We start from the raw sequence: 21,944 nt of genomic DNA, 5'->3' as shown, positions 1-21,944 counted from the left end.
GGCATCCGTCCGCCCGCTCAGTCCCCGACCAGCTCGAGCACCAGCGCGTTCCCGGGCGCGAGCAGCGGCATCGGCAGGCCCACGTCCGCGAGGATGCGGCCCGCAAGGCGCGGTTCGGAGCCGAACCACGGCGGCGGGGCATCCTGCACGCTGCGCACGGGGCCGAGGTCGAGCGCGCGGACCAGGTAGCGGCGCTCCGGATCGAGTCCGGGGAAGCGGATGCGCGGCGGGAGCGCGGCGGTCGGCGAGCGCACGATCGCGACCGAGAACACCGCGTGCGTGCGGTCGTGGGCGACGACGCCGTGGACCAGCTGCGCGGGATCCTCCGCATCCGCGCGGACGACCCGGCCGGCGTGGAGCAGCGGACGGAGCCGACGGTACTCGCGCGTCCACGCCGCGATCGCGTCGAGCTCCGCCTCGCTCGCGGCGTCGAGGTTCCACTCGATGCCGGCGCTGCCGAACAGCGCGGTCGCGAGCCGGAACGAGAGCTCGGACGCCCGACCGGTCGTGTGCGCGACGGGCGCGCCCACGTGCGCTCCGAGGTACTCGGGCGGCACGACGAGTCCGGTCCAGCGCTGGATCTCCTGCCGGACGAGCGGATCGTTCGTGTCGCTGGTCCAGACCCGATCGGAGCGCTCGAGGATCCCGAGGTCGATCCGGGCGCCGCCCGAGGCGCACGCCTCGATCTCGACCCCCGGGTGCGCGGCGCGCACCCGGTCGAGGAGGTCGTACAGTGCGAGCGTCTGGGCGTGCGCGGACCCGGCCAGGAGGTCCCGGTTGTGGTCCCACTTCAGGGACCGGATGTCGACCTCGGCGAGCAGCGCGTCGAGTCGGGCGAACAGGTGGTCGACGACGCCCGGTGCGGTCAGGTCGAGCACGCGCTGGAACCGCCACTCGGGGTCGTCCGGGCGGCCGAGCACCCAGTCCGGGTGAGCACGGGCGAGCTCCGAGTCGACGCTGACCATCTCGGGTTCGACCCAGAGCCCGAACTCCATGCCCGCCGACCGCACTCGGTCGACGAGCGGCGCGAGCCCGTCGGGCCAGGCCACCGGATCGACGAGCCAGTCGCCGAGCGCCCGGCGGTCGTCGCGGCGACCGAGGAACCAGCCGTCGTCCAGCACGAAGCGCTCGACGCCGACGCGAGCGGCGGCGCGGATGAGCGGGTCGAGGCGGTCGAGCGACTGGTCGAAGTACACGGCCTCCCACGTGTTGAGCACGAGCGGGCGGGGCGTGCCGGCGATCGTCGACCGCGAGCGCACCCACGCGTGGAGCCGATCGGAGACGCCGTCGAGGCCGGCCGGCGAGTGCGCGAACACGACCCACGGGGTCTCGGTCGACTCTCCCGGTGCGAGCACCACCTCACCCGGTGCGAGGAGTTCCCCGCCGCCGAGGGTCGCGGGCCCGAGTGCCGAGCGCTCGGCCCACGCCTCGGTGTCGCCCGACCACGCGACGTGCATGGCCCACACCTCGCCGCTGCCGAAGCCGAAGCCCGGCGTCCCGGCGACGAGCAGGAACGCGTCGTCGTGCCCGCCGCGGCCGTGGCGCGACTCGCGCGCGTGGACGCCGTGGTCGAGCGCACGTCGGATCGGCCTCCGCTCGACGGCCCAGACCCCGCTGAAGTCGAGCAGCTCGGCCGCGCGGGGCGGCACCGGCAGCACGGCGGCGAGCCGGGCGAGGCCGAGGGGCGTCGTCCCCGTGTTGGCGACGCGGGACCGGATCCGGAGCACGCCGTCGCGCGTGAGCTCGACGCGCAGGCCGACCGCGACGCCGGCCGCGGCATCCTCGAGCTCGATGTCGAGCGCGTGGCCCGAGGCATCCTGCGTCGCCTCGGCCGGCGTGCGCTGCCGGAGCCGCGGCGCCCGGAGGGCGCGCGCCGCCGCCGAGGACGGGGCATCCGATGCCGAGTCGTCCGCACCCCACCGGAACGCCTCGAAACCGGGCCGTCCGGTCCAGCCCTCACCGAGCGTCGGCAGCAGGCTCATGCGGAGCGGCACGTCGATCGAGGACGGCGGGATCGGCGGCACCGTCGCCGACGCCAGCGCGTCGAGCGCGTCCGCATCGAGCTCGCCGAGGTCGCTCCCCCAGTGCAGCACGGCCGGGACGGCCGGACCGCGCGCGTCGACGACGACGCTCACGCCCGCTGCCCGCAGGTGATGGATCACGGGCAGGTGCCCCTCCGCCTCGCCGAACCGGTCGTCCGGGGACCGGTCATGCCGCCGCCGCGCCGGGCCGCGCGGCCGACTGCCGCACGACGAGCCGCGTGTCGAGGGTCACCGTCTCGGGTCGGCCGCCTCGCTCCATCTCGAGCGCGAGCGCGACGGCCTCGCGGCCGAGCAGCGCCCAGTCCTGGATGACGGTCGTGAGCGGCGGATCGAACATCGCGGCCTCGTCGATGTCGTCGTACCCGACGACCGAGACATCCTCCGGGATGCGCAGGCCCGCCTCCCGGATCGCGCGGTAGGCGCCGAGCGCCATCTGGTCGTTGGCGGCGAACACGGCGGTCGGCTGCTCGCCGGCCTCGAGGATGCGCCGCATGGCGTCGTACCCCGACGCCGGGCTCCAGTCGCCCTGCTGCACCTCGGGCACCGGGCGCCCGTGTTCCCGAAGCACCGCGGCCCACTGGGCCGAGCGGCTGTCGGCCGAGTACGCCCCGACCGGACCCCTGATGTGGTGCACGGTCGCATGTCCGAGGTCGAGGAGGTGCTCGACCGCCTCGCGCGCGCCGGCGCCATGGTCGAACTCGATCGAGGCCACGCCGTCCATCGTGGGCGGACCGAGCATCACCGTGGGCAGCCCGATGGGCAGGTGCAGCCCGTCGTCGATGCCGAACGGCTGGGGCTGGATGATGATCAGCACGTCGACCGCCATCTCCCCCAGGCGCGTGAACGCGCCGTTCGCCGCATCGACGCTCGGCGCGGACAGCGGCATGAGGGTCGTCGCGTAGCCGGCCGCGGCCGCGCACTCCGAGATCTCCTCGAGCGAGCGGTGCGTGCCGACCGAATGCAGGCTGTGGTACACGACCCCGACCGTCCGGAACGCGCCGCGACGGATGGCCCGCGCGGCCGCGTTCGGACGGTACTGGAGCTCCTTCATCGCCACGAGCACGCGCTCTCGCACGACCGGGGCGACGTTCGGCTCCCCGTTCGCAACCCGCGAGGCCGTCTGCGGCGACACGCCCGCCGACCGCGCGACGTCGCGGAGCGAAGCACGGCGTTCCTGCATCACACCCCCCGGAACCCGAACCGGAAGGTGAGGTCGCCGGTCGTCGGAAGCAGGTACTTCGACAGCGTGCGCGCACCCCACGAGTCGTCGCCGCCGACGCCGCGCCGCATGAGTGCGGGCCGCAGCACCGTGCGGTGGATGGGCGGCAGCTCGGTGTGGTGGCGGGCGTTCTCGATCTCGTGCGGGGTCCAGGGCAGCGCCGAGAACTCCATGCCGCCCGGGGCATCCACGCGCAGTCCGATCCCGCGCGCGTCGGTCACCTCGGCCCACCGCACGCCCGTGCGGCTGCCGGCCTCCTGCGGACGCAGGTACGGCGTGAGCTCGTCGCGGACGTCGCGCTCGTAGACCCCGAGCCGCGCGGCGCCGCGCCGGTCGACGTAGCACTCGTCGGGTCCGTCGCCGTACCAGCGCAGGCGGTGGAACTCCGGCCTGGTCGTGAGCAGCATCCCGAACTCGGGCAGGTCGGGCAGGCCGTCCACGAGGTGCAGCGTCTGCGTGACCTCGACTCGGCCGGATCCGTCCACCCGGTACGACACGTCGCAGGCCGTCGCCGGGACCGTCGGCAGCTCGTACCGGTACGAGACCGTCACGGACGTGGCATCCGACTCGACCTTCGTCGTCGTCATGGGCTCGCGCACCCGCGCGTACAGGCTCGCGAGCGACCACTGGCCGTCCTCGAACGGGCCGCCCCAGCCGCGCTCGTTGGACGTGGGCGCGTGCCAGAAGTTCGGGCGCGGCGGCGTGGCCAGCAGTTCGCGACCGCCGTCGGACGTGCGCCCGAAGCGGTACGACAGGAGCCCGCCGTGCAGCGTCGAGAACAGCACGCTGAACGAGTCGCCGTGCACGCCGATGTTGTGCGTGCCGCGCACGAGTTCGGGGGCGGGCGCCGCCACGGAGGCGGGCGGAGCGGACTCGGGCCCCGCGTCGACCGCGACCACGCGCTGCTCGTGCGCGACCTCGTGGCCCGCCGCAGCCCAGTCGGTGTCGGCGCGGAGCCGGAACGAGACGTCGATCGCGTACTCGCCGGGCGCCGACGGCACCGCGAACGGCAGCGCGATGCCGCCCGTCGACTGCGCCGGGACCTCGGTCTCGACCGTCGCCTCGCGGAGGACCCGCCCTTCCCGCGAGAGCGTCACGACGCAGCGGTACGCGCTCGACGGCGTCGAGAGGAACCGGTTCTCGACCGAGAACGCGTCGTCGCCGATCCGGATGCGCAGGCCCTGGTACAGGTACTTCACCTCGGCGAGCTTCGGCGTCGGCGAGTGGTCGGCGAAGAAGATCCCGTTGCCGCAGAACTCGCCGTCGTGCGGTGCCTCGCCGCTGTCGCCGCCGTAGCCGAAGTAGGCGTTCCCGTACGGATCGGTCAGCCGGACCGCCTGGTCGGCGAAGTCCCAGATGAACCCACCCTGGAACAGCGGCTCGCGGTAGGCGAGCTCGACGTACTCGTCGACCGCACCGAACGAGTTGCCCATCGCGTGCGCGTACTCGCACAGGATGAAGGGCTTGTCGCGGTGCTCGCGCAGGTGCGCCTCGACCCCCGCGGCCGGCGTGTACATCTGGCTCGTGATGTCGGTGGTCTCCGGGTACCGGGGATCCCAGTGCACGCCCTCGTAGTGGATGGGCCGGTCGTCGACCGAGCGGAACCAGTCGGCGACGTCGCGCAGGTCGGTGCCGCCGAAGGACTCGTTGCCCAGCGACCAGACGACCACGCTCGCGTGGTTCTTGTCGCGCTCGAACATGCTCGCCGCGCGGTCGAGCAGGGCCGCGATCCACTCGGGCCGGTCACCGGGGACCGCCTCCTCGACGGGCGCCCCGAGCGCGCGGATGCGATCCCACACGCCGTGCGTCTCGAGGTTCATCTCGTCGATGACGAGCAGGCCGTACCGGTCGGCGAACTCGTAGAACGCGCTGCTGTTCGGGTAGTGGCTGGTCCGAACCGAGTTCACGCCGGCGGCCTTCAGCGCGCGGACGTCGGACTCGATCTCGTCGCGCGTCATGACCCGGCCGTTCAGGCCGAACTCGTGCCGGTTGACGCCGAGGAACACGATCCGCTGCCCGTTCAGGCGCAGCACGCCGCCCTCGATGCCGAAGCGGCGGACGCCCACCGACTGCGGGATCACCTCGACGAGCGCCCCGTCGGCGTCGCGCACCTCGACGGTGAGCTCGTACAGCGCAGGCGATTCCGGGCTCCAGAGCTCGGGCCGCTCGATGCGGATGCCGAACTCGCCGCCGCCGAGGTCGGCGAGGTCGCCCACCCCGGCGAGATGCGCCCGGACCGTCCCCTCGCCGCGCAGCGCGACGGTGAGCCGCACGTCGGCCGACGTGTTCGCCTCGTCGAGCCCGGTCGAGATCCGCAGGTCCTCGGCGTGCACCGCTGGGCGGCGGTAGAGCGTGACATCCCGGAAGATGCCGGAGAACCGGAAGAAGTCCTGGTCCTCGAGCCACGACCCGCTGCTCCACTTGAACACCTGCGCGGCGAGCGTGTTCTCGCCGTCCACCAGTGCGTCGGTGAGGTCGAACTCCGACGGCGTGAAGCTGTCGGTCGCGTACCCGAGGTAGCGGCCGTTGAGCCACAGCGCGATCGCGCTCTCGACGCCGTGGAAGCACACGCTCAGCCGTTCGCCCGCTTCGAGCGGGCGGTCGAGCGTGAATGGCCTCACGTACGAGGCGACCGGGTTGAACCGCGTCGGCACCTGCCCCGGGTCGACCTGCTCGACGCCGTCCCACGGGTACTGCACGTTCACGTACTGGGGGCGGTCGTAACCGTGGAGCTGGATGTGCGCCGGCACGGGGATGTCGTCCCAGCCCGAGGCGTCGACGTCCGGGAACCCGGGCAGGGTCGCGGCCTGGTTCTTCGCGTAGTGCAGCTTCCAGCGGCCGTTCAGCGACTGCTCGTAGCGGCTCACCCCCTCGGATGCCTCGGCCGCGTCGCCGAACCAGCGGTGATCGGAGTGCGCGGCGAGCCGGTGCTCGCAGACGTACTCTGGGTCGGCGATGCGGGTGATGTCGAACGTCACTTGACGGCTCCGGTGATGCCCTCGGCGAAGGCGCGCTGCAGGGCGAAGAAGATGATCATGGTCGGCAGGGATGCGAGCAGCACGGCGAGCATGAGCACGCCGTAGTCGGTCACGTACCCGGCGCTCAGGTTCGAGATGAGCATCGGCATGGTGATGATGTCGTTGCTCACCAGGATCACCTTCGGCCACAGGAAGTTGTTCCACGCCGTGAGGAACGTGATCACGGCGGCCGCGGCGAACGTCGCCCGCATCGTCGGGATGTAGATGCGCGCGAAGATCGACACCTCGCCGAGTCCGTCGATGCGCGCCGCCTCGATGATCTCGTGCGGGAACGACCGCGACGACTGGCGGAACAGCAGGATGAGGAAGGGCGTCGCGATGGCGGGGATGATCACCGCGCCGAGCGAGTTGACCATCCCGACCTTGGCGAACATCTGGAAGAGCGGGATCATCACCGCGGCGAACGGGATGAACATCGCGAGCAGCAGGATCGACATGACGACGTCCTTGCCCTTGGAGTGGAACACCTCGAACCCGTAGCCGGCGATCGAGCAGATGATCAGGGCGAGGACCGTCGTGCCGGCCGCGATCGCGAACGAGTTCCACATCGCGCCGACGACGTCCTGCGCGGCGAACAGCTTCTCGAAGTTCGCGAACAGCTCGCCGCCCGGGAGCATCTTCGAGGCCAGGACGTCCGAGCTGGTGTTCGTCGCCGAGACCGCCATGAAGTACAGCGGGAAGACCGAGAACACGGCGAACACCGTGAGGAACAGGTAGCCGGGGAGGCGGCGGAGCTTCGGCCGGACCGGCCTCCGCGTGCGGGCCTTCTCGGGCACCGTCATTGCCATGGTCTCAGTCACGCTTGTCACCGATCCTCTTCTGGATGAGGGCGAGCACGGCGACGAGGATCAGGATCACGTACGAGATCGCGGCCGCGTAGCCGAAGTTGGGGTTCTTCTGGAAGGACACCTCGTAGAGGTAGTGCGACATCGACATGGTCATGTACGCCGGCCCGCCTCGGGTGAGCGCCCAGGACTCGTCGAAGAGCTGGAGCGTGCCGTTGGTCGACACGATCGCCGTGAGGACGATCATGGGCTTCAGCTGCGGCACGGTGACGTACCAGAACGTCTGCCACGCGTTCGCGCCGTCGATGCGGGCGGCCTCGATGCTCGAGAGGTCGATGGTCTGCAGGCCCGCGAGGAAGAAGATCATGTTGTAGCCGGTCCAGCGCCACAGCAGGCCGAGGATGATCACGAACCGCGCGGTGTCGGCCTCGCCGAGCCAGTTGATCGGGCTGTCGATGAAGCCCACCCCGGTGAGCACGTCGTTGACGAACCCGTCGGTCGCGAAGAGGGTGCGGAACACCATCGAGTAGGAGACGAGCGAGACGGCGCAGGGCAGGAAGATCACGGTCCGCCACATGCCCCGGAAGCGCAGGTTCCGGTCGTTGAGCAGGTTGGCGAGGATCATCGCCAGCACCAGCATGATCGGCACCTGGATGATCAGGTAGATGAAGGTGTTCTGCAGCGTGAGCTTGAAGATCTCATCGTCGAAGAGGCGCTGGTAGTTGTACCAGAGCGGGTCGGCGAAGTTCAGGCGCGTCCCGCGGCCCGTCTGCAGCGACAGGATGAACGCCTGGATCATCGGCACGAAGTTGATGATCAGGATCACCAGCGCGGCCGGGATCAGGAACCACCAGCCGGTGAGGCTGCGCCGCCGCGCGGGGGTCAGCCAGGGCCGCTTGGGCCCGAGGGAGTTGCTCAGCGGCGGCGGCGGGTTGCGCTTGTCCGCCGACCTCTTGAGCGTCGTCGCTTCAGAAGTCACAGTCGATCCTTCGTCTCGTCACCGGGGTGCGGGTGGTGGAGTGCGGGTGGCCGGCCGCCGGTGGATTCCCGGTGGATGCCCCGCTGCGGTGCCGCCCGGGCCGGGGAGCGCGCTCCCCGGCCCGGGCGACGGTCCGCTTACTCCATCGCGAACTCGACGTTGGCCTGGGCCTCGCCGAGCGCGGTCGCGGGGTCGGCGCCACCCATGATCTGGGTGATCGCGGCGCTCACGGCGTCGCGGCCTTCGTAGTAGTACGCACCCGTGTTGTTCGACGGGACGTGCCCGCCGTACTCGACGACCTTCGAGAAGATGGCGTCGCCGCCGAAGAACTCGATCGGCTCGGCGTAGACGTCGCTGTCACCGGCCGGGATCCAGTTCGCGACCGCGCCCGAGGCGGGCAGGATCGTGTCGTAGAGGTCGGTCGAGCCGGCGAAGGTCGCCGCGAGGAAGTCCGACGCCAGTTCGACGTTCGCGTTCGAGGAGAGCGCCCAGGACGATCCGCCGTTCGCGGTGTAGTTCGTCGCGTCGTCGAGGCCCTCGAGCTTCGGCACGTTCGTGATGGCCCACTTGCCGGACTGGTCCGCGGTGCTCTGGATGGAGCCGACGATCCAGACGCCCTGCGAGGTGCCGGCGACCGTGCTGTTCGCGAGCGTGCCGATGTACTCGTCCCACGAGTTGACCTCGAGGAACACGCCCGACTCGACGAGGCGGGTGTAGACGTCGATCGCCGCGAGGAGCGCGTCGTTGTCGACGATCGTGGGGTTGCCCTCATCGTCGAACAGGCTCGCACCGGCCGACTGGAGCATCATCATGATCTGGTCGGCGGAGCCGGCCTGGCCCGACAGCAGCGGCTGTCCGGTCTTGGCGAGGATGTCCTCGCCCTTGGTGATGAACTCGTCCCACGTGATGTCGGTGAAGTCGTCGATCGTGTAGCCGGCCTGCTCGAGCACGTCGGTGCGCAGGGCGGTGACGGCGGTGCCCGAGTCGAACGGCACGCCGTAGTTGACGTCGTCGATGGTCGAGTACGCGGTGACCGCCTCCGGGAACTCCGAGAAGTCGATGTCCGAGTCGGCGAAGTCGCTGAACAGGTCGGGGTAGTTGAGCCCGTTCTTCTGGAACGCATTGTTCTGCATGAGGAAGATGTCGGGCAGCTCGTCGAACGTCTGGGCCTGCGCGATCGTCGTGAGCTTCGTCTGCAGGTCGTCCCACGGGACCTCGACGATGTCGAGCTTGAAGTCGGGGTGGTCCTGCTGGTAGACCTTCTCGGCTTCCTCGAGGGCGTAGATGTTGAACGCCGGGTCCCAGGCCCAGACCGTGAGCGTGTTGTCGTCGCCGCCGGACTCCGAGTCGCCGGAGGAGGGAGTGCAGCCGCTGAGCAGCAGGGCTGCCGGCAGCCCCACCGCGAGTGCCATGGCTGCGAACTTCCTTGATCGTTGCATGGATTGAGGATCCTTCCGTGTTCTCCTGGTCGCCGAGTGGTGCCTCGGCCGCGCGGTCGGCGTGGGGTTCGCCGACCACGAGTGGGTGCCGAGTGAACACGGGATGCGACATCGCATCGTCGCGCTCGTCCTCGAGCACTTCCTCGCGGGGAAAACTAGCACTGGTAACGTCACCACGCCAGTTTTCAGGCGGAAGTCGCGAAAACGTCGGCGTGTCGGAATCGGCGCGGGCGACGCTCGACGGCACCCGGGACATCCAGGAGTTCACCGACTGGAAGCGCGGCGAGGCGGCCTTCGACCACCACGCGCCGATCGACCCGAGCGACCCGGACTGAACCGGTCGGTCGTCGACGCCCGCCTGCGAACGGATCAGCTCGGCGGGAGCAGCGGGCGCGGCGGCAGCGGCGAGGAGTAGACGACGCTGGTGGTGACGCTGCCGAGGCTGCCGATCTTGCCGCTGACCTGTTCGAGGTGCTTCATGCTGGTCGCGACGACCTTCATGATGAAGCAGTCGTCGCCGGTGACGTGGTGCGCCTCGATGACCTCGGGCAGGCCGGCGAGCAGGGTGTGCAGCGGCTCGTAGATGCTGCTGGGGTACCGCAGGCGCAGGTAGGCGAGGATCGTGTATCCGAGTCGTTCCGCGTCGACCTGGGCGCCGTAGCCGCTGATGACGCCGGATTCCTCGAGCCGGCGCACCCGCTCGGCGGCAGCGCTGTGGCTCATGTTGATCTGCCTGGCCAGTTCCGCGATGCTCTGCCGACCGTTGGCCTGCAGGGCCTTCAGGATCGCCGTATCGACCTTGTCGGGTTCGAACGGGAGATTCGCGGCCATGCGGCAAGACTGCCACGAAATCGTCGCCGTCCGCGCTGGGATGCCGAGAATCGGCCCTTCAGATGGCGTCTGGCCGTGAATATCGTTTCGGACATGACGATCACCACCTCATCGACCGACCACCTCATCTCCCACTTCGCGGGCAAGCTCGCCTTCGAGACCGACGCCTCGGACGTGCACGCCGACCAGGACGCCGGAGTCCGCTTCGTCCTGATCGACTCCCGCGGGGAGGCGGCCTGGGCGCAGGGGCGCATCGTCGGGGCGATCCACCTGCCGACCGCCGAGATCGCCACCCGTGCACCCGACGCGATCCCGCTGGACGTCCCGGTCGTCACCTACTGCTGGGGGCCGGGCTGCAACGGCTCGACCCGCGCCGCGCTGGAGTTCGCGAAGCTGGGCTACCAGGTCAAGGAGATGATCGGCGGCTTCGAGTACTGGGCGCGCGAGGGCTACCCCGTCGAGGACGACCACGGTCGCATCATCCGGGCCAAGGACCCGCTGACCGCACCGGTGCACTCGATCACCTGCGACTGCTGACGTGGTCGCGGTCCGCCCGGTCCGCGAGAGCGACCTCACCGAACTGGTCCGACTCATCCGAGCACATGCGCGGTACGAGCGGGCCGCGCCACTTCGCCCTGATCTGGAGACGGCACTGGCCGCGACGCTGTTCCTCCCGGAACCGCGGATCCGCGTGCTCGTCGCCGACGACGACTCCGTCCTGCTCGGCTACGCGAGCTGGAGCCTCGAGGCATCGACCTGGCGGGCGGCCGAGTACGCCCACCTCGACTGCCTCTATCTCCGAGGCAGTGCCCGCGGGCGCGGCATCGGCCGTGCGCTGATGCGCGCCGTCGAGGATGCCGCCCGCCGGGCCGGTGCCGCAGAACTCCAGTGGCAGACCCCGGACTGGAACGACGATGCGATCCGCTTCTACCGGCGGACCGATGCGCATGCGGCGGCCAAGGTGCGGTTCGCGTTGCCGCTGCCCGCGCACCGGGCGACGACTCGGTTCGGCGTCGGCGCCGACCAGGCGGTCTGACCCGGCCCTTCCATACCGGCGCGAACGCGATCAGTATGGACGTGTCGGTATCGAGCGACCATGGGGGTCAAGATGAGCGTGTACCGAGTGATCGACGTGATCGGCACGAGTGCCTCGTCCTGGGAGGAGGCGGCCCGCGAAGCCATCACTACGGCCGCGGGGTCGCTGCACGACCTCCGCATCGCCGAGGTGACGAAGCAGGACGTGGTCGTCGGCGACGACGGGACGCTGCTGTTCCGCGCGCGGATCCAGCTCTCGTTCAAGTACGCGCCGGAGTGAGCCGCGCGGTCGCCCGCATCGGCGTTCGGGATAGCACACGGCCGTGGAGCGGGCAATCCCGCTGACGGACGCGCGCCCGCTGCATAGCCTCGGGGCATGCCAGCGAAGCAGAGCAGTGCGAGCAGTACCTCCACCACCCGCAACAAGCGCCGTCCCGCCCGCGGGGCGAGCCTGACCGACGAACAGAACGCCGAAAGCGGGTTCACTGCGTCCAAGACGCTCAGCGAGAACCTGCAGAAGGTGCTCGTCGACCTCATCGAGCTCGCCTCGCAGGGCAAGCAGGCGCACTGGAACGTCGTCGGGAAGAACTTCCGCGACACCCACCGTCAACTCGACGAGATCATCGACTCCGCGCGTGAGTTCAGCGACACCGTCGCCGAGCGGATGCGCGCACTCCACGCGCTCCCCGACGGGCGCAGCGACACGGTCGCCGAGTCCACGACGCTCCCCGAGTTCCCACCCGGAGAACTCGACACCACCGCGGTCGTCGACCTGGTCACCGAACGCCTCGAGTCGACGGTCTCGACGTGTCGCGACGTACACGACGCGGTCGACGAGGAGGATCCCACCAGCGCCGACATCCTGCACGCGATCCTCGAGCAGCTCGAGCAGTACGCGTGGATGGTCAGCGCCGAGAACCGGGTCGCCCGGAAGTCCTGAGCGGCCGCTGCTCAGTCCAGGAACGAGACCGGATCGAACTCGTCGATCGGGATGACCCGGAGACGCGGCAGTGGAGCGTCGAAGACCCGTGCGTCGAACTCGAGGTCGAACTTCTCGAGACCCGGGAGTGCGTTGAATCCGCCATTCCGGAACTCGGAGAACGCGACGACTCCGACCCGCCGCGGCGGACCGATCAGGTTCGAGACATCCTGGATGAAGTCGCCGTCGTGGCTCACCAGCATGAGGTCGGCCGGGCGACTCCGGAGCGCACGCAGCGTGCGCTGGATCGCGATGTCGACCACCTTCTCGTCCGGCTCGCCGGAGAGCGGCACGACGACGTAGTCCATCGACTTCAGCGCTTGGACGAAGGGCATCGGGATACCCGACGACGCATTGAGGAAGAACACTCCGCGCGCCGGCTGGCCCCACACTCTCGCCGCGAACGCGACCAGGCGATCCCATCGCGGCCGCTCGTCCGGCTGCGGTCGCCGGTTGAGGATCGACGTGCCGAGGGTCGCGTCGATGTTCTCACCGTCGACGAGCACCCACGTCGTTCGTGCATCCGCCGCTGACATGCGCCTCCTTCACGAGTACCAGCCGAATCCTATGCGCGTTCGCCTCTGCGGGAACACGGACTCTGCGTCCCTCGAAGCCACGGAATTCACCGAGCATGCCATCCCGCGGCCACCCTGGAAACGACGAAACCCCCGGTAAACCGGGGGTTTTGCGGTAGCGAGGGCGGGACTCGAACCCGCGACACCACGATTATGAGCCGTGTGCTCTAACCACCTGAGCTACCCCGCCGCAAGGCCACCGCTGAGCGGCGAACCAGAGCCCCGAGTCAGGATTGAACTGACGACCCCTTCCTTACCATGGAAGTGCTCTACCACTGAGCTATCGGGGCGTATGCCGTTTCGGCAACCGTACGAGGATATCACCTCCGCGCGCGTCCTCCGAATCGGCGGTCAGAGGCTCGAACCGACCCCGCTCACGCTCGTCGAGGCCGCGATCGCGAACACGATCAGGAGCACGTACGCCACGATCACGAGCAGCAGTCCGATGGTCACGACGTACCCGAAGATCAGGCCGGTGAGCGCCGCAGCGCCGCCCTGCTCACCGCGTTCGCGGATCTGCCGTCGCGCGAGGTGACCGAACACGATCGCGGCGATCGAGGTCAGGAGCCCGAACATCAGGCCGCCGAGCCCGAGGCCGAACGCCACCCACGCGAACACGTTGTTCGGCGGCGCGGCGGGTGCGGACCACTGCGCGTCGTACCGGTACCCCGGGTACGGCTGGCCGCCGTAGGGCTGCGGTGCGCTGTAGGGCTGCGGCGCGCCGTACGCCGGCGAAGCGTACGCGGGCGCAGCGTACGCGGGCACCACCGCCTCCGGCGGTGCGACGGGCGAGATGGTCCGGGTCGGGTCTTCGGGCGCAGCGGTCACGGCACTTCCAAGCTGGGGGTCGGGCGTTCGGGTCGCGGGACGTGGTCATCGTACCGATCGGCGGGCGCGACGCAGCACACCCTCCCCACCCGATCAGGCCGCCGGCGCCGCGACGCCGGGCAGCAGCCAGGCGGCGAACGCCGGACCCGTCGTCTCGAGCGTCACGCGACCTGTCGCCGACGCCCCGAGTCGAGCGGTTCCGAACGCGGCGAGCCCCCGCGTCGGGGCATCCGTCGGCACCTCGCCCTCCTCGAGCTCGAGCCGCGCGGCCGCGCGCGTGGCGAACACCAGCACCGAGGCATCCGCGCTCTCTCGCACGAACGCGACCGCGTCGTCGCCGACCGCGAGCCAGCGGATGCCGCCGGTCGCGAGCACCGGGTGCGACCGTCGCAGCGCGACGAGGTCGCGGTACGCCGCGAGCGTCGGCGCGACCTCCGGATCGTCCGCGCTCCCCCACGGCATCGGGGTGCGGCTCGCCTCGCCGTCCTCGCCGACCAGCCCGAACTCGTCGCCGGCCCACACCACCGGGATGCCCGGCAGCGTCACCGCGAGCCCGGACGCGACCGGCACCGTGCCGGGGCGCGCGTTCGTCGCGAACCGCGGGGTGTCGTGGGTGTCGAGCGCGTTCATGGTCGCAAGCCTGGTCCGCCACGGGAAGCCGGCCGCGAACGCCCGGTGCGCGTCGACCCACTGCGGGCCGGTCAGCGCGGGCACGCGGCCGAGCGCGAAGCCGATCCCGCCGCCCGCGGGGCTCCCGGGCTCCTGCAGCCAGCCCCACACCGGCCGGGTGAACACGGCGTAGGTCATCGCGCCGTGCCACGCGTCGCCCTGGAAGTCGGATGCCGCGTCGTTGGTCGACTCCCCCAGCAGGATCGTGTCGGGGTTCACGTCGAGCATCGTGCGGCGGATCGCCTGCCGCACCTCGGCGTTCAGGTCGACCGAGCCGAGCCGGCCGGTCATGTTCGCCACGTCGATCCGCCAGCCGTCGAGCGAGAACGGTGCGCGCAGGTACTTCGCGACCACCGAGTCGGGCCCGTCGACGAACCGCCGCCGCAGCTCGGGCGACGACCAGTCGAACTTCGGCAGGCTCGGCACGCCGAGCCACGACTCGTACGAGCCATCCTCGGCGAAGTGATAGAAGGAGCGCTCGGCCGACGCCGCGTCGGCCTGCGCGCTGCGGAACCACTCGTGCGCGTCGCCCGAGTGGTTCGAGGTCAGGTCGCCGATGACCCGGATGCCCCGCGCATGCGCCGCCTCGACGAGCCGGACCAGCGCGTCGTCGCCGCCGAGCAGGTCGTCGACGCGATCGAAGGTGGATGCGTCGTACCGGTGGTTCGACCGCGCCGGGAACACCGGCGTGAGGTACAGCAGGTCGACCCCGAGCCCGACGAGGTGGTCGAGCCGCTCGCGCACGCCGTCGAGGTCGCCGCCGAACACCTGGTGCGACCGCCCGGGCGGCACCGGGTCGACCGCGTCCGGCCAGTCGGCGGGGATCGCCCACTCGGGCAGCGCGTCGGCCGCGCGGAGCGCGTCGAACGGGGCATCCGCCGACTTCACGAACCGGTCGGGGAAGACCTGGTAGAGGATGCTCCGGGCGGCCCAGTCGGGCGCCGGCTCGTGCGCGACCAGCCGGAAGTCGTCGTGGTCGCGCAGCTCGGTCGCGCGGTACCCGCCCTGGCTCAGCCAGTGCTGGCGGCCGTCCTCGCCGACGAGCAACCAACGGTACCCGTGCACGGGGTTCTCGACCTCGACCGTCGCCTCCCACCAGTCCCACCCGTCGGCGGAGCCGACGAGCGCGGCGTGGTCGAACCGCGGCTCGCGGTTCGGGTTCGACCGCGTCCCGACCCAGGCGAGCGGGCCGAGCGGCGCGCCGTCGGCGCCGAGCGCGCCGTGCGGGACGCGCAGGCGCACGCGCACCTCGTCGCCGAGCGTCGGCGCCTGGTTCGAGACGTGCAGCGGCGATCCGTCGTGGTGCGGGGTCGGCATGGGTTCACCCTTCCATCCGGAGGTTTCGAGATGGTTGCGTCCGGCGCGACCCCAGGCTGTCGACGCGCAGACGCACCGGCGCCGCCGTGACGGCGCCGGTGCGACCTCGCGACTACTTGACCGCGCCCGCGGTGAGCCCGCCGACGATGTACTTCTGCAGGAACAGGAACAGCGCGACCACCGGCAGCGCCGCCATCACGGCACCCGCCGAGAACGCCGACCAGTCCGCGTAGCGCGGGTTCGACACGAGCTTCGTGAGGCCGACGGCGAGCGTCTGCTGGTCGGTGTCGATGAGCAGCACGGATGCCACGACGAACTCGTTCACGCTCGTGATGAAGCTGAGCAGCGCGACGACCGCGAGGATCGGCGCGACGAGTCGCAGGATGATCGTGAAGAAGATCCGCGCGTGCCCCGCGCCGTCGATCTTCGCGGCCTCGTCGATCGACGACGGCACGGTGTTGAAGAAGCCGTACATGAGATAGGTGTTCACGCCGAGCGCACCGCCCAGGTACACCATGATCAGGCCGACCCGCGTGTTCAGGCCGATCGCCGGGAACAGGTCGCCGATCGTCGACATGAGCAGGAAGATCGCGACGACCGCGAGCAGCTGCGGGAACATCTGCACGACGACGATCGAGACCAGCCCGAACCGGCGGCCCGTGAACCGCATCCGCGAGAACGAGTACGCCGCGAGCGCGCCGAGGAACGTCGTCGAGACCGCCGTGATGCCGGCGATGAGCAGCGTGTTGCCGAACCACGTCGTGAACGGCACCTGCGGGTCGGTGAGGATCCGCACGTACGCGTCGAGCCCGATCTGCGAGAACAGGGCGTTCGAGCCCGTCAGCGTGCCGTGCGGGTTGAGCGACGCCGACACCACGAAGACGATCGGCAGCAGCGAGAACGCGACCACGATCACGCCGACGACGTGCCGCCAGCCGGTCGCCCGGAACCAGCGGCCGAAGCGGAACGGGCGCTTGGTCGGGATGTGGCGGGGACCCTCGCCCTGCGACGAGTACGCCCGGGTCGAGGCATCCTCGAACTCCTCGATCTCGCCGGCGAGGAGGCCGCCCGGCGTGCCGGGGACTGCGTTCGGTGCGGCCATCAGTTCAGCTCCTCGAGGCTCTTGGTGCGGCGGAAGGCGATGATCGAGATCACCGCGACGACGATGAAGATGATGATCGAGTACGCGCTCGCCAGGCCGTAGTCGCGGGTCTGCCCGGTGAACGCGACCTTGTAGACCATCGTGATCAGGATGTCGGTGAAGCCGACCGGGATCGGCGCGTTCGAGTCGCGCGGACCGCCGTCGGTCAGCATGTAGATGGTGTTGAAGTTGTTGAAGTTGAACGCGAACGACGCGATCAGCAGCGGTGCGACCGTCACCAGCAGCAGCGGGAGCTTGATGAGCCGGAACACGGCCCACGGCTTCGCGCCGTCGACGGTCGCCGCCTCCTGCAGCTCGTCGGGGATGGACTGCAGCGCCCCGGTGCACACCAGGAACATGTACGGGAAGCCGAGCCACAGGTTCACGATCAGGATCGACACCTTCGCGAGCCACGGGTCGGTCAGCCACGGGATGGATGCCCCGCCGAGGAGCACCTGGTTGATGAATCCGAAGCTCTCGTTCATCATGCCCGCCCAGATCAGGACCGACAGGAACGACGGGATCGCGTACGGCAGGACCATGAGGACCCGGTAGATCTTGCGCCCGCGCATCCGCAGGTCGTTGAAGACGATCGCGAGGAACAGGCCGAGGAAGAACGTCGTGGCGACCGAGATGAGCGCGAACGCGAAGGTCCACGCGGTCACGTACACGAGCGGGCCGGCGAGCCGGGAGTCGGTGACGGCGCGCACGAAGTTGTCGAAGCCGACCGTGATCTGCCAGCCCGGCAGGAGCTGGTCGCCGTTCTCGGCGGTGAAGGCTCCCACGCCCGAGTCGGCGTACACGGTGCCCGTCTCGAGGTCGGTCATGGTGCCGGCAGCCTCGTCGTACGCGAGCGTCGAGATGTAGCGGTAGCCGCTCTGCCCGTCGGGCGTGCGGACGGCGCCGTCGTTCGGGTCGTCCGAGTAGGGAACCGAGAGCGCGGTGACCTCGTCGGTGCGTGCGAGCACGTCGGCGAACTGCAGCGTGGTCCAGCCGTCGGTCGCGACAGCCTTGTCGCCGTCGAACTCGGCGTCGACCGGCGCGAGCGGCTCGACGGTCGTGCCGACCGACGCCTCACCCGTCTCGGGGTCGGTCACGAGCAGGCCGAGCTCGCCGCCGCGGTCCACGACCGTGACCGGGTAGGTGGGCGAGTCCTCGACCCGCTGGAGCGACGACGCCATGAGCGACGAGACCGCCTGCTCCTTGGAGCCGTTGTGCCCCGTGCCGTAGTTCGTGAAGGCGATGTACCCCGTGTAGAGGAGCACGAACACCTGGAACACGACGAGGAAGATCACGCCGGGCGTGAGGTACTTCGCCGGAAGCTTCCGGCGCGAGAAGTAGATCCAGTTGACCAGCACGGTCACGGCCGCAACGACCGCGGTCACGATCCACTGGTCGTGCGCGATGAGCGCGAACACCGCGTAGACCGCGAGCGCGTCGACGAGCGCGATGCCCACGAGCTTCACCAGGAAGGCGACGAGGTTGCCGGATGCCGCGTCGGCGATCGCCGCGGCACGCCGCTGTCGCTTGGTCGGCGGCTCGGGCGGCGCCTCGGATGTCTCGACCGGGCGGTCGTTCTGGGTGGTCGTGGTCATCTCGTGTTCCTCATCACTGCGACGGCGGTGGGCGACCGGTGGTCGAGTAGCGCCCGAGCGGAGCGAGGACGCGTATCGAGACCCCATCACGAACCCTCGACACGCGCCCCCTCCGCGGGCGCTACCCGACCGGCGGCGTCGGACTAACCGGCGATCGCGGCCTCGACGTCGGCGGCGAGCTTCTGCCACGTCGACACCGGGTCGGCGCCGTTGATGATCTCGGCCTCGGCGATGCCCCAGTACTGCCACACCGAGCCCATGGCCGGGATGGCCGGCATCGGGACGGCCTCGGCACCGACGGCTGCGAAGCCCTTGATGATCGGGTCGCTCGACGCGGTCTCGGCTGCGGCCGAGAGCGCGGGGAGGATGTTGCCGGCCTTGAACAGCTCGAGCTGGACGTCCTCGGTGCCGATGTAGTTCACCAGGAAGTCGTTCGCGGCGACCTTGTTCTTCGACTCGGCCGAGATGAAGAAGCCCTTGACGCCGGCGAACGGCGAAGCGGCCTCACCCGTCGGGCTGGGGACGGTGTCGATCGCGACGTTGAGGCCCGCGTCGATCGCCGAGCCGACGTTCCAGGGGCCGGTCAGCCAGAAGGCCGACTTGCCGGTGAGGAACGAGTCCTTCGCGATGTCGCCGTCGATGTCGGTGTTGAAGACGCCGGTGCCGTTCTTGCCCTGCGAGGCGAGCCACTGCGCGAACGCCTCGCCGCCGGCGTTGCCGAGCTGGAGGTCGGTCGGGTCGTAGCCTGCGTCGGTCGAGCCGAAGACGGGCGCACCGAACGCGGTCTGGAACGGGTACAGGTGGTACGGGTTGCCCTCGGCGCCCTGCTCCACGACGAACGGCTGGGTGAGGCCGGCGGCCGTGCCCTTGGCGATCATGTCGTCGAAGCTCGTGGCAGCCTCGGGGACGAGGTCGGCGTTGCGGATGACCGCGATGTTCTCGACCGCGTAGGGGAGCATGTAGGTCGTGCCCTCGTAGGTCGACGCGTCGATCGCGACGGGCAGGTAGCCGGCGGCGGAGTCGCCGAGCTCGATCGGGGCGACGACGCCGTTGGTCGAGAGCTCGCCCAGCCAGTCGTGTGCACCCATGGTGATGTCCGGGCCCTTGCCGGTCGGCACCTGCTGGATGAAGTCGTCCTTGATGTCGGCGTTGTCCTTGCCGACGAGGTCGACCTTCACGCCGGTCTTCTCGGTGTACGCCTCGGCCGCGCCCTTCAGCGCGTCGACCCGCTCCGCGTCGACCCAGACGGTCAGCGTGCTCGTGGCCGATTCCTCGGTCGTGCTCTCGCTGCCGCTGCCGGCGGCGCAGCTCGCGAGGCCGAGCGTCGCGACGACCGCGACGGCTCCGGCAGCGAGGAGGCCCTTCGTGTTCACCCTCATTGGTGTGCCCTTCTCAGTTGCGTGAGACCGGCGCCTTCGCCTGGTGCAGGAGCTGTGTTCCCGTTCCGCATGCAGAACCGAGCACCGAGCCCGAAAGGCCGTTCTTCCGTTTGGAGTGCTCGCAGGGAATGCAAGCGATTACATGTATAACCCGTCACGAGTTGTTCACAAAACCGGGGAGCCTGATCTGATACCGGCTCGTAACCTTTCGGTTTCACCCGTCGACTGCAAGCGTTTCCAGCGTGTGAACGGATGACGTACAGTTTCCGCATGACTTCCGAGTGGTGGCGCACCGCCGCGATCTACCAGATCTACCCCCGCTCCTTCGCCGACGCGAACGGCGACGGCATGGGCGACCTCGCGGGCATCACGTCCCGCCTCGGCGCCCTGCAGGAGCTCGGCATCGACGCGATCTGGCTCTCGCCCTTCTACACCTCGCCCCAGAAGGACGCCGGGTACGACGTCGCCGACTACTGCGACGTCGACCCGCTCTTCGGCACCCTCGCGGACTTCGACGCCATGCTCGACGAGGCGCACGCCCGGGGCATCCGCGTCATCGTCGACCTCGTGCCGAACCACTCGTCCGACCGGCACGAGTGGTTCCAGCAGGCCCTCGCCGCCGCGCCCGGCAGTGCCGAGCGCGCGCGCTACCTGTTCCGCGACGGCGCCGGCGCCTCGGGCGAACTGCCGCCGAACAACTGGGAGTCCGTCTTCGGCGGCCGCGCCTGGACGCGCGTCACCGAAGCCGACGGCACGCCCGGCCAGTGGTACCTGCACCTCTTCGACAGCACGCAGCCCGACTTCGACTGGTCGAACGAGGAGGTCCGCGAGGAGTTCCGGCGCATCCTGCGCTTCTGGCTCGACCGCGGCGTCGACGGCTTCCGCGTCGACGTGGCGCACGGCCTGATCAAGGCCGACGGCCTGCCCGACTGGACGCCCGCCGAGGGCGCCGGGAGCATGGGCGGCGCGGGCGGCGCGGACGGCGCGGACGACCCCGCGCTCGACACGCTCGGCGAGTCCGCCTCGGGCGTCGCACTCGAACCGGCGATCAGCCAGGAGAACGGCGACGGCGCCCCCTACTGGGCGCAGGACGGCGTGCACGAGGTCTACCGCGACTGGCGCCTGCTCGTCGACGAGTACCCAGGCGAGCGCATCCTCGCCGCCGAGGCGTGGGTCGACCCGCTCTCCAAGGTCGCGAAGTGGGTGCGCCCCGACGAGATGCACCAGTCCTTCAACTTCGCCTACCTCGAGACCCCGTGGAAGGCTGTGGCACTGCGCAAGGTCGTGGATGCCTCGCTCGACGCGTTCGGCTCGGTCGGCGCCCCCTCGACCTGGGTGCTCTCGAACCACGACGTGGTCCGCCACGCGACCCGCCTCTCGGTCACGGCCGACAACCCGCAGGGCCACGGCCTCGGGCCGAAGTCCAAGGGCCTGCCCGAGTACGCCCCCGGCCTCCGGCGCGCCCGCGCGGCGACCGCGCTCATGCTCGCGCTGCCCGGCTCGGCCTACCTCTACCAGGGCGAGGAACTCGGCCTGCCCGAGGTCATCCACCTCCCCGACGACGCCCGCCAGGACCCGACCTGGTTCCGCACGGACGGCGAGCGCTACGGCCGCGACGGCTGCCGCGTGCCGCTCCCCTGGGAATCGGAGGCGCCCTCGTACGGCTTCGGGCCGACGGATGCCTCGTGGCTCCCCCAGCCCGGCGAGTGGGCCGACCTCGCGCGCGACCGGCAGGTCGGCGACCCCGCCTCGACGCTGTCGCTCTACCGGGACGCCCTGCGGATCCGCCGCGACCTCGCCCTCGGCTCGGGCGCGCTCGAGTGGGCGACCGACCTCGGACTGCCGTCCGACGTCGTGGCGTTCCGCAACGGCGGCCTGCTCGTCGTCGCGAACACCGGCGCGGAGCCGGTCGCGCTCCCCGCGGGCGAGGTCGTGCTCGCGTCCGGGCCGGTCGCCGAGACGGTCCCCGCCGACACGACGGTCTGGGTGCGGGCCTAGAGCACTACGCCGACCCGCGGCGCCTGCGGGGGTCGGCGGCCCCGACGAACGCATGAGAATCCGGGTGGTGCCCCACCGAGGCATCCATGACCCGG

Annotated in this window: 19 protein-coding genes and 2 tRNA genes; 6 read left to right on the top strand and 15 right to left on the bottom strand. The window is 70.3% G+C overall.

Annotated elements, in window-relative coordinates:
• Window positions 1-17: 17 nt before the first annotated feature.
• The 6 genes from ACDF64_RS07065 to ACDF64_RS07040 form a co-directional block, all read right to left on the bottom strand.
• Complete coding sequence (locus ACDF64_RS07065; RefSeq protein WP_394554365.1) at window positions 18-2,162, bottom strand: alpha-galactosidase; 2,145 nt, start codon at window positions 2,160-2,162, stop codon at window positions 18-20.
• Window positions 2,163-2,208: 46 nt separating this feature from the next.
• Window positions 2,209-3,222 (bottom strand): substrate-binding domain-containing protein, encoded by a 1,014-nt coding sequence (locus ACDF64_RS07060; protein ID WP_394554364.1) that lies wholly within the window; start codon window positions 3,220-3,222, stop codon window positions 2,209-2,211.
• On the bottom strand, window positions 3,222-6,239 hold the full coding sequence (locus ACDF64_RS07055; protein WP_394554363.1) for a glycoside hydrolase family 2 TIM barrel-domain containing protein: 3,018 nt from the start codon (window positions 6,237-6,239) through the stop codon (window positions 3,222-3,224). Before ACDF64_RS07055 ends, ACDF64_RS07060 begins: the two co-directional genes overlap by 1 nt.
• Window positions 6,236-7,099 carry a carbohydrate ABC transporter permease gene (locus ACDF64_RS07050; RefSeq protein ID WP_394554362.1) on the bottom strand — a complete coding sequence of 288 codons (864 nt, stop codon included), beginning with the start codon at window positions 7,097-7,099 and terminating at the stop codon, window positions 6,236-6,238. Before ACDF64_RS07050 ends, ACDF64_RS07055 begins: the two co-directional genes overlap by 4 nt.
• The gene (locus tag ACDF64_RS07045) at window positions 7,092-8,063 is read right to left on the bottom strand and encodes a carbohydrate ABC transporter permease (RefSeq protein WP_394554361.1); all 972 of its coding nucleotides are present in this window, start codon (window positions 8,061-8,063) and stop codon (window positions 7,092-7,094) included. Before ACDF64_RS07045 ends, ACDF64_RS07050 begins: the two co-directional genes overlap by 8 nt.
• Before the next feature lie 137 nt (window positions 8,064-8,200).
• Window positions 8,201-9,475 (bottom strand): ABC transporter substrate-binding protein, encoded by a 1,275-nt coding sequence (locus tag ACDF64_RS07040; RefSeq protein WP_394554360.1) that lies wholly within the window; start codon window positions 9,473-9,475, stop codon window positions 8,201-8,203.
• 239 nt (window positions 9,476-9,714) lie between these two features.
• Between ACDF64_RS07040 and ACDF64_RS07035 the strand changes: the two genes are divergently transcribed.
• A complete protein-coding gene (locus tag ACDF64_RS07035) occupies window positions 9,715-9,837 on the top strand; it encodes a hypothetical protein (protein ID WP_394554358.1) in 123 nt (40 codons plus the stop codon).
• A gap of 34 nt (window positions 9,838-9,871) precedes the next feature.
• Here ACDF64_RS07035 and ACDF64_RS07030 read toward each other — a convergent pair whose 3' ends face one another.
• Window positions 9,872-10,333, bottom strand: coding sequence for an Lrp/AsnC family transcriptional regulator (locus ACDF64_RS07030; RefSeq protein WP_394554357.1), 462 nt, complete (start codon window positions 10,331-10,333; stop codon window positions 9,872-9,874).
• 93 nt (window positions 10,334-10,426) lie between these two features.
• Here ACDF64_RS07030 and ACDF64_RS07025 point away from each other — a divergent pair, with 93 nt between their 5' ends.
• The 4 genes from ACDF64_RS07025 to ACDF64_RS07010 all read left to right on the top strand — a co-directional run bounded on the left by ACDF64_RS07025 (window position 10,427) and on the right by ACDF64_RS07010 (window position 12,308).
• Window positions 10,427-10,870, top strand: coding sequence for a rhodanese-like domain-containing protein (locus ACDF64_RS07025; RefSeq protein WP_394554356.1), 444 nt, complete (start codon window positions 10,427-10,429; stop codon window positions 10,868-10,870).
• A gap of 1 nt (window position 10,871) precedes the next feature.
• The gene (locus tag ACDF64_RS07020; protein ID WP_394554355.1) at window positions 10,872-11,369 is read left to right on the top strand and encodes a GNAT family N-acetyltransferase; all 498 of its coding nucleotides are present in this window, start codon (window positions 10,872-10,874) and stop codon (window positions 11,367-11,369) included.
• A 72-nt stretch (window positions 11,370-11,441) separates the two neighbouring features.
• A complete protein-coding gene (locus ACDF64_RS07015; RefSeq protein WP_394554354.1) occupies window positions 11,442-11,648 on the top strand; it encodes a dodecin family protein in 207 nt (68 codons plus the stop codon).
• Between the two features lie 96 nt (window positions 11,649-11,744).
• On the top strand, window positions 11,745-12,308 hold the full coding sequence (locus ACDF64_RS07010; RefSeq protein ID WP_394554353.1) for a Dps family protein: 564 nt from the start codon (window positions 11,745-11,747) through the stop codon (window positions 12,306-12,308).
• 11 nt (window positions 12,309-12,319) lie between these two features.
• On the opposite strand, the gene ACDF64_RS07005 is transcribed toward ACDF64_RS07010, so the two are convergent.
• The 8 genes from ACDF64_RS07005 to ACDF64_RS06970 form a co-directional block, all read right to left on the bottom strand.
• Window positions 12,320-12,883: an NYN domain-containing protein gene (locus ACDF64_RS07005; RefSeq protein ID WP_394554351.1), complete on the bottom strand. Its 564-nt coding sequence runs from the start codon at window positions 12,881-12,883 to the stop codon at window positions 12,320-12,322.
• 155 nt (window positions 12,884-13,038) lie between these two features.
• Window positions 13,039-13,112: transfer RNA gene (locus tag ACDF64_RS07000), tRNA-Met, on the bottom strand.
• A 28-nt stretch (window positions 13,113-13,140) separates the two neighbouring features.
• Window positions 13,141-13,212: transfer RNA gene (locus ACDF64_RS06995), tRNA-Thr, on the bottom strand.
• 61 nt (window positions 13,213-13,273) lie between these two features.
• Window positions 13,274-13,750: a DUF4190 domain-containing protein gene (locus ACDF64_RS06990; protein ID WP_394554349.1), complete on the bottom strand. Its 477-nt coding sequence runs from the start codon at window positions 13,748-13,750 to the stop codon at window positions 13,274-13,276.
• A gap of 93 nt (window positions 13,751-13,843) precedes the next feature.
• Window positions 13,844-15,736, bottom strand: a complete 1,893-nt coding sequence (locus ACDF64_RS06985) for a glycoside hydrolase family 13 protein (RefSeq protein ID WP_394554348.1) — start codon at window positions 15,734-15,736, stop codon at window positions 13,844-13,846.
• Window positions 15,737-15,848: 112 nt separating this feature from the next.
• A complete protein-coding gene (locus ACDF64_RS06980) occupies window positions 15,849-16,838 on the bottom strand; it encodes a sugar ABC transporter permease (protein WP_394554347.1) in 990 nt (329 codons plus the stop codon).
• On the bottom strand, window positions 16,838-18,472 hold the full coding sequence (locus ACDF64_RS06975) for an ABC transporter permease subunit (RefSeq protein WP_394554345.1): 1,635 nt from the start codon (window positions 18,470-18,472) through the stop codon (window positions 16,838-16,840). The genes ACDF64_RS06980 and ACDF64_RS06975 overlap by 1 nt, the downstream gene beginning before the upstream one ends.
• 143 nt (window positions 18,473-18,615) lie before the next feature.
• Window positions 18,616-19,851: an extracellular solute-binding protein gene (locus tag ACDF64_RS06970; RefSeq protein ID WP_394554344.1), complete on the bottom strand. Its 1,236-nt coding sequence runs from the start codon at window positions 19,849-19,851 to the stop codon at window positions 18,616-18,618.
• Window positions 19,852-20,103: 252 nt separating this feature from the next.
• Here ACDF64_RS06970 and ACDF64_RS06965 point away from each other — a divergent pair, with 252 nt between their 5' ends.
• Window positions 20,104-21,849, top strand: coding sequence for an alpha-amylase family glycosyl hydrolase (locus ACDF64_RS06965; RefSeq protein WP_394554343.1), 1,746 nt, complete (start codon window positions 20,104-20,106; stop codon window positions 21,847-21,849).
• Window positions 21,850-21,944: the final 95 nt, after the last annotated feature.

This window comes from Agromyces sp. MMS24-JH15 (assembly GCF_043518605.1).
GTDB lineage: Bacteria > Actinomycetota > Actinomycetes > Actinomycetales > Microbacteriaceae > Agromyces.
The sequence above is the reverse complement of the archived record's forward strand: the minus strand, read 5'-3'. Positions and strand labels throughout refer to the sequence as shown.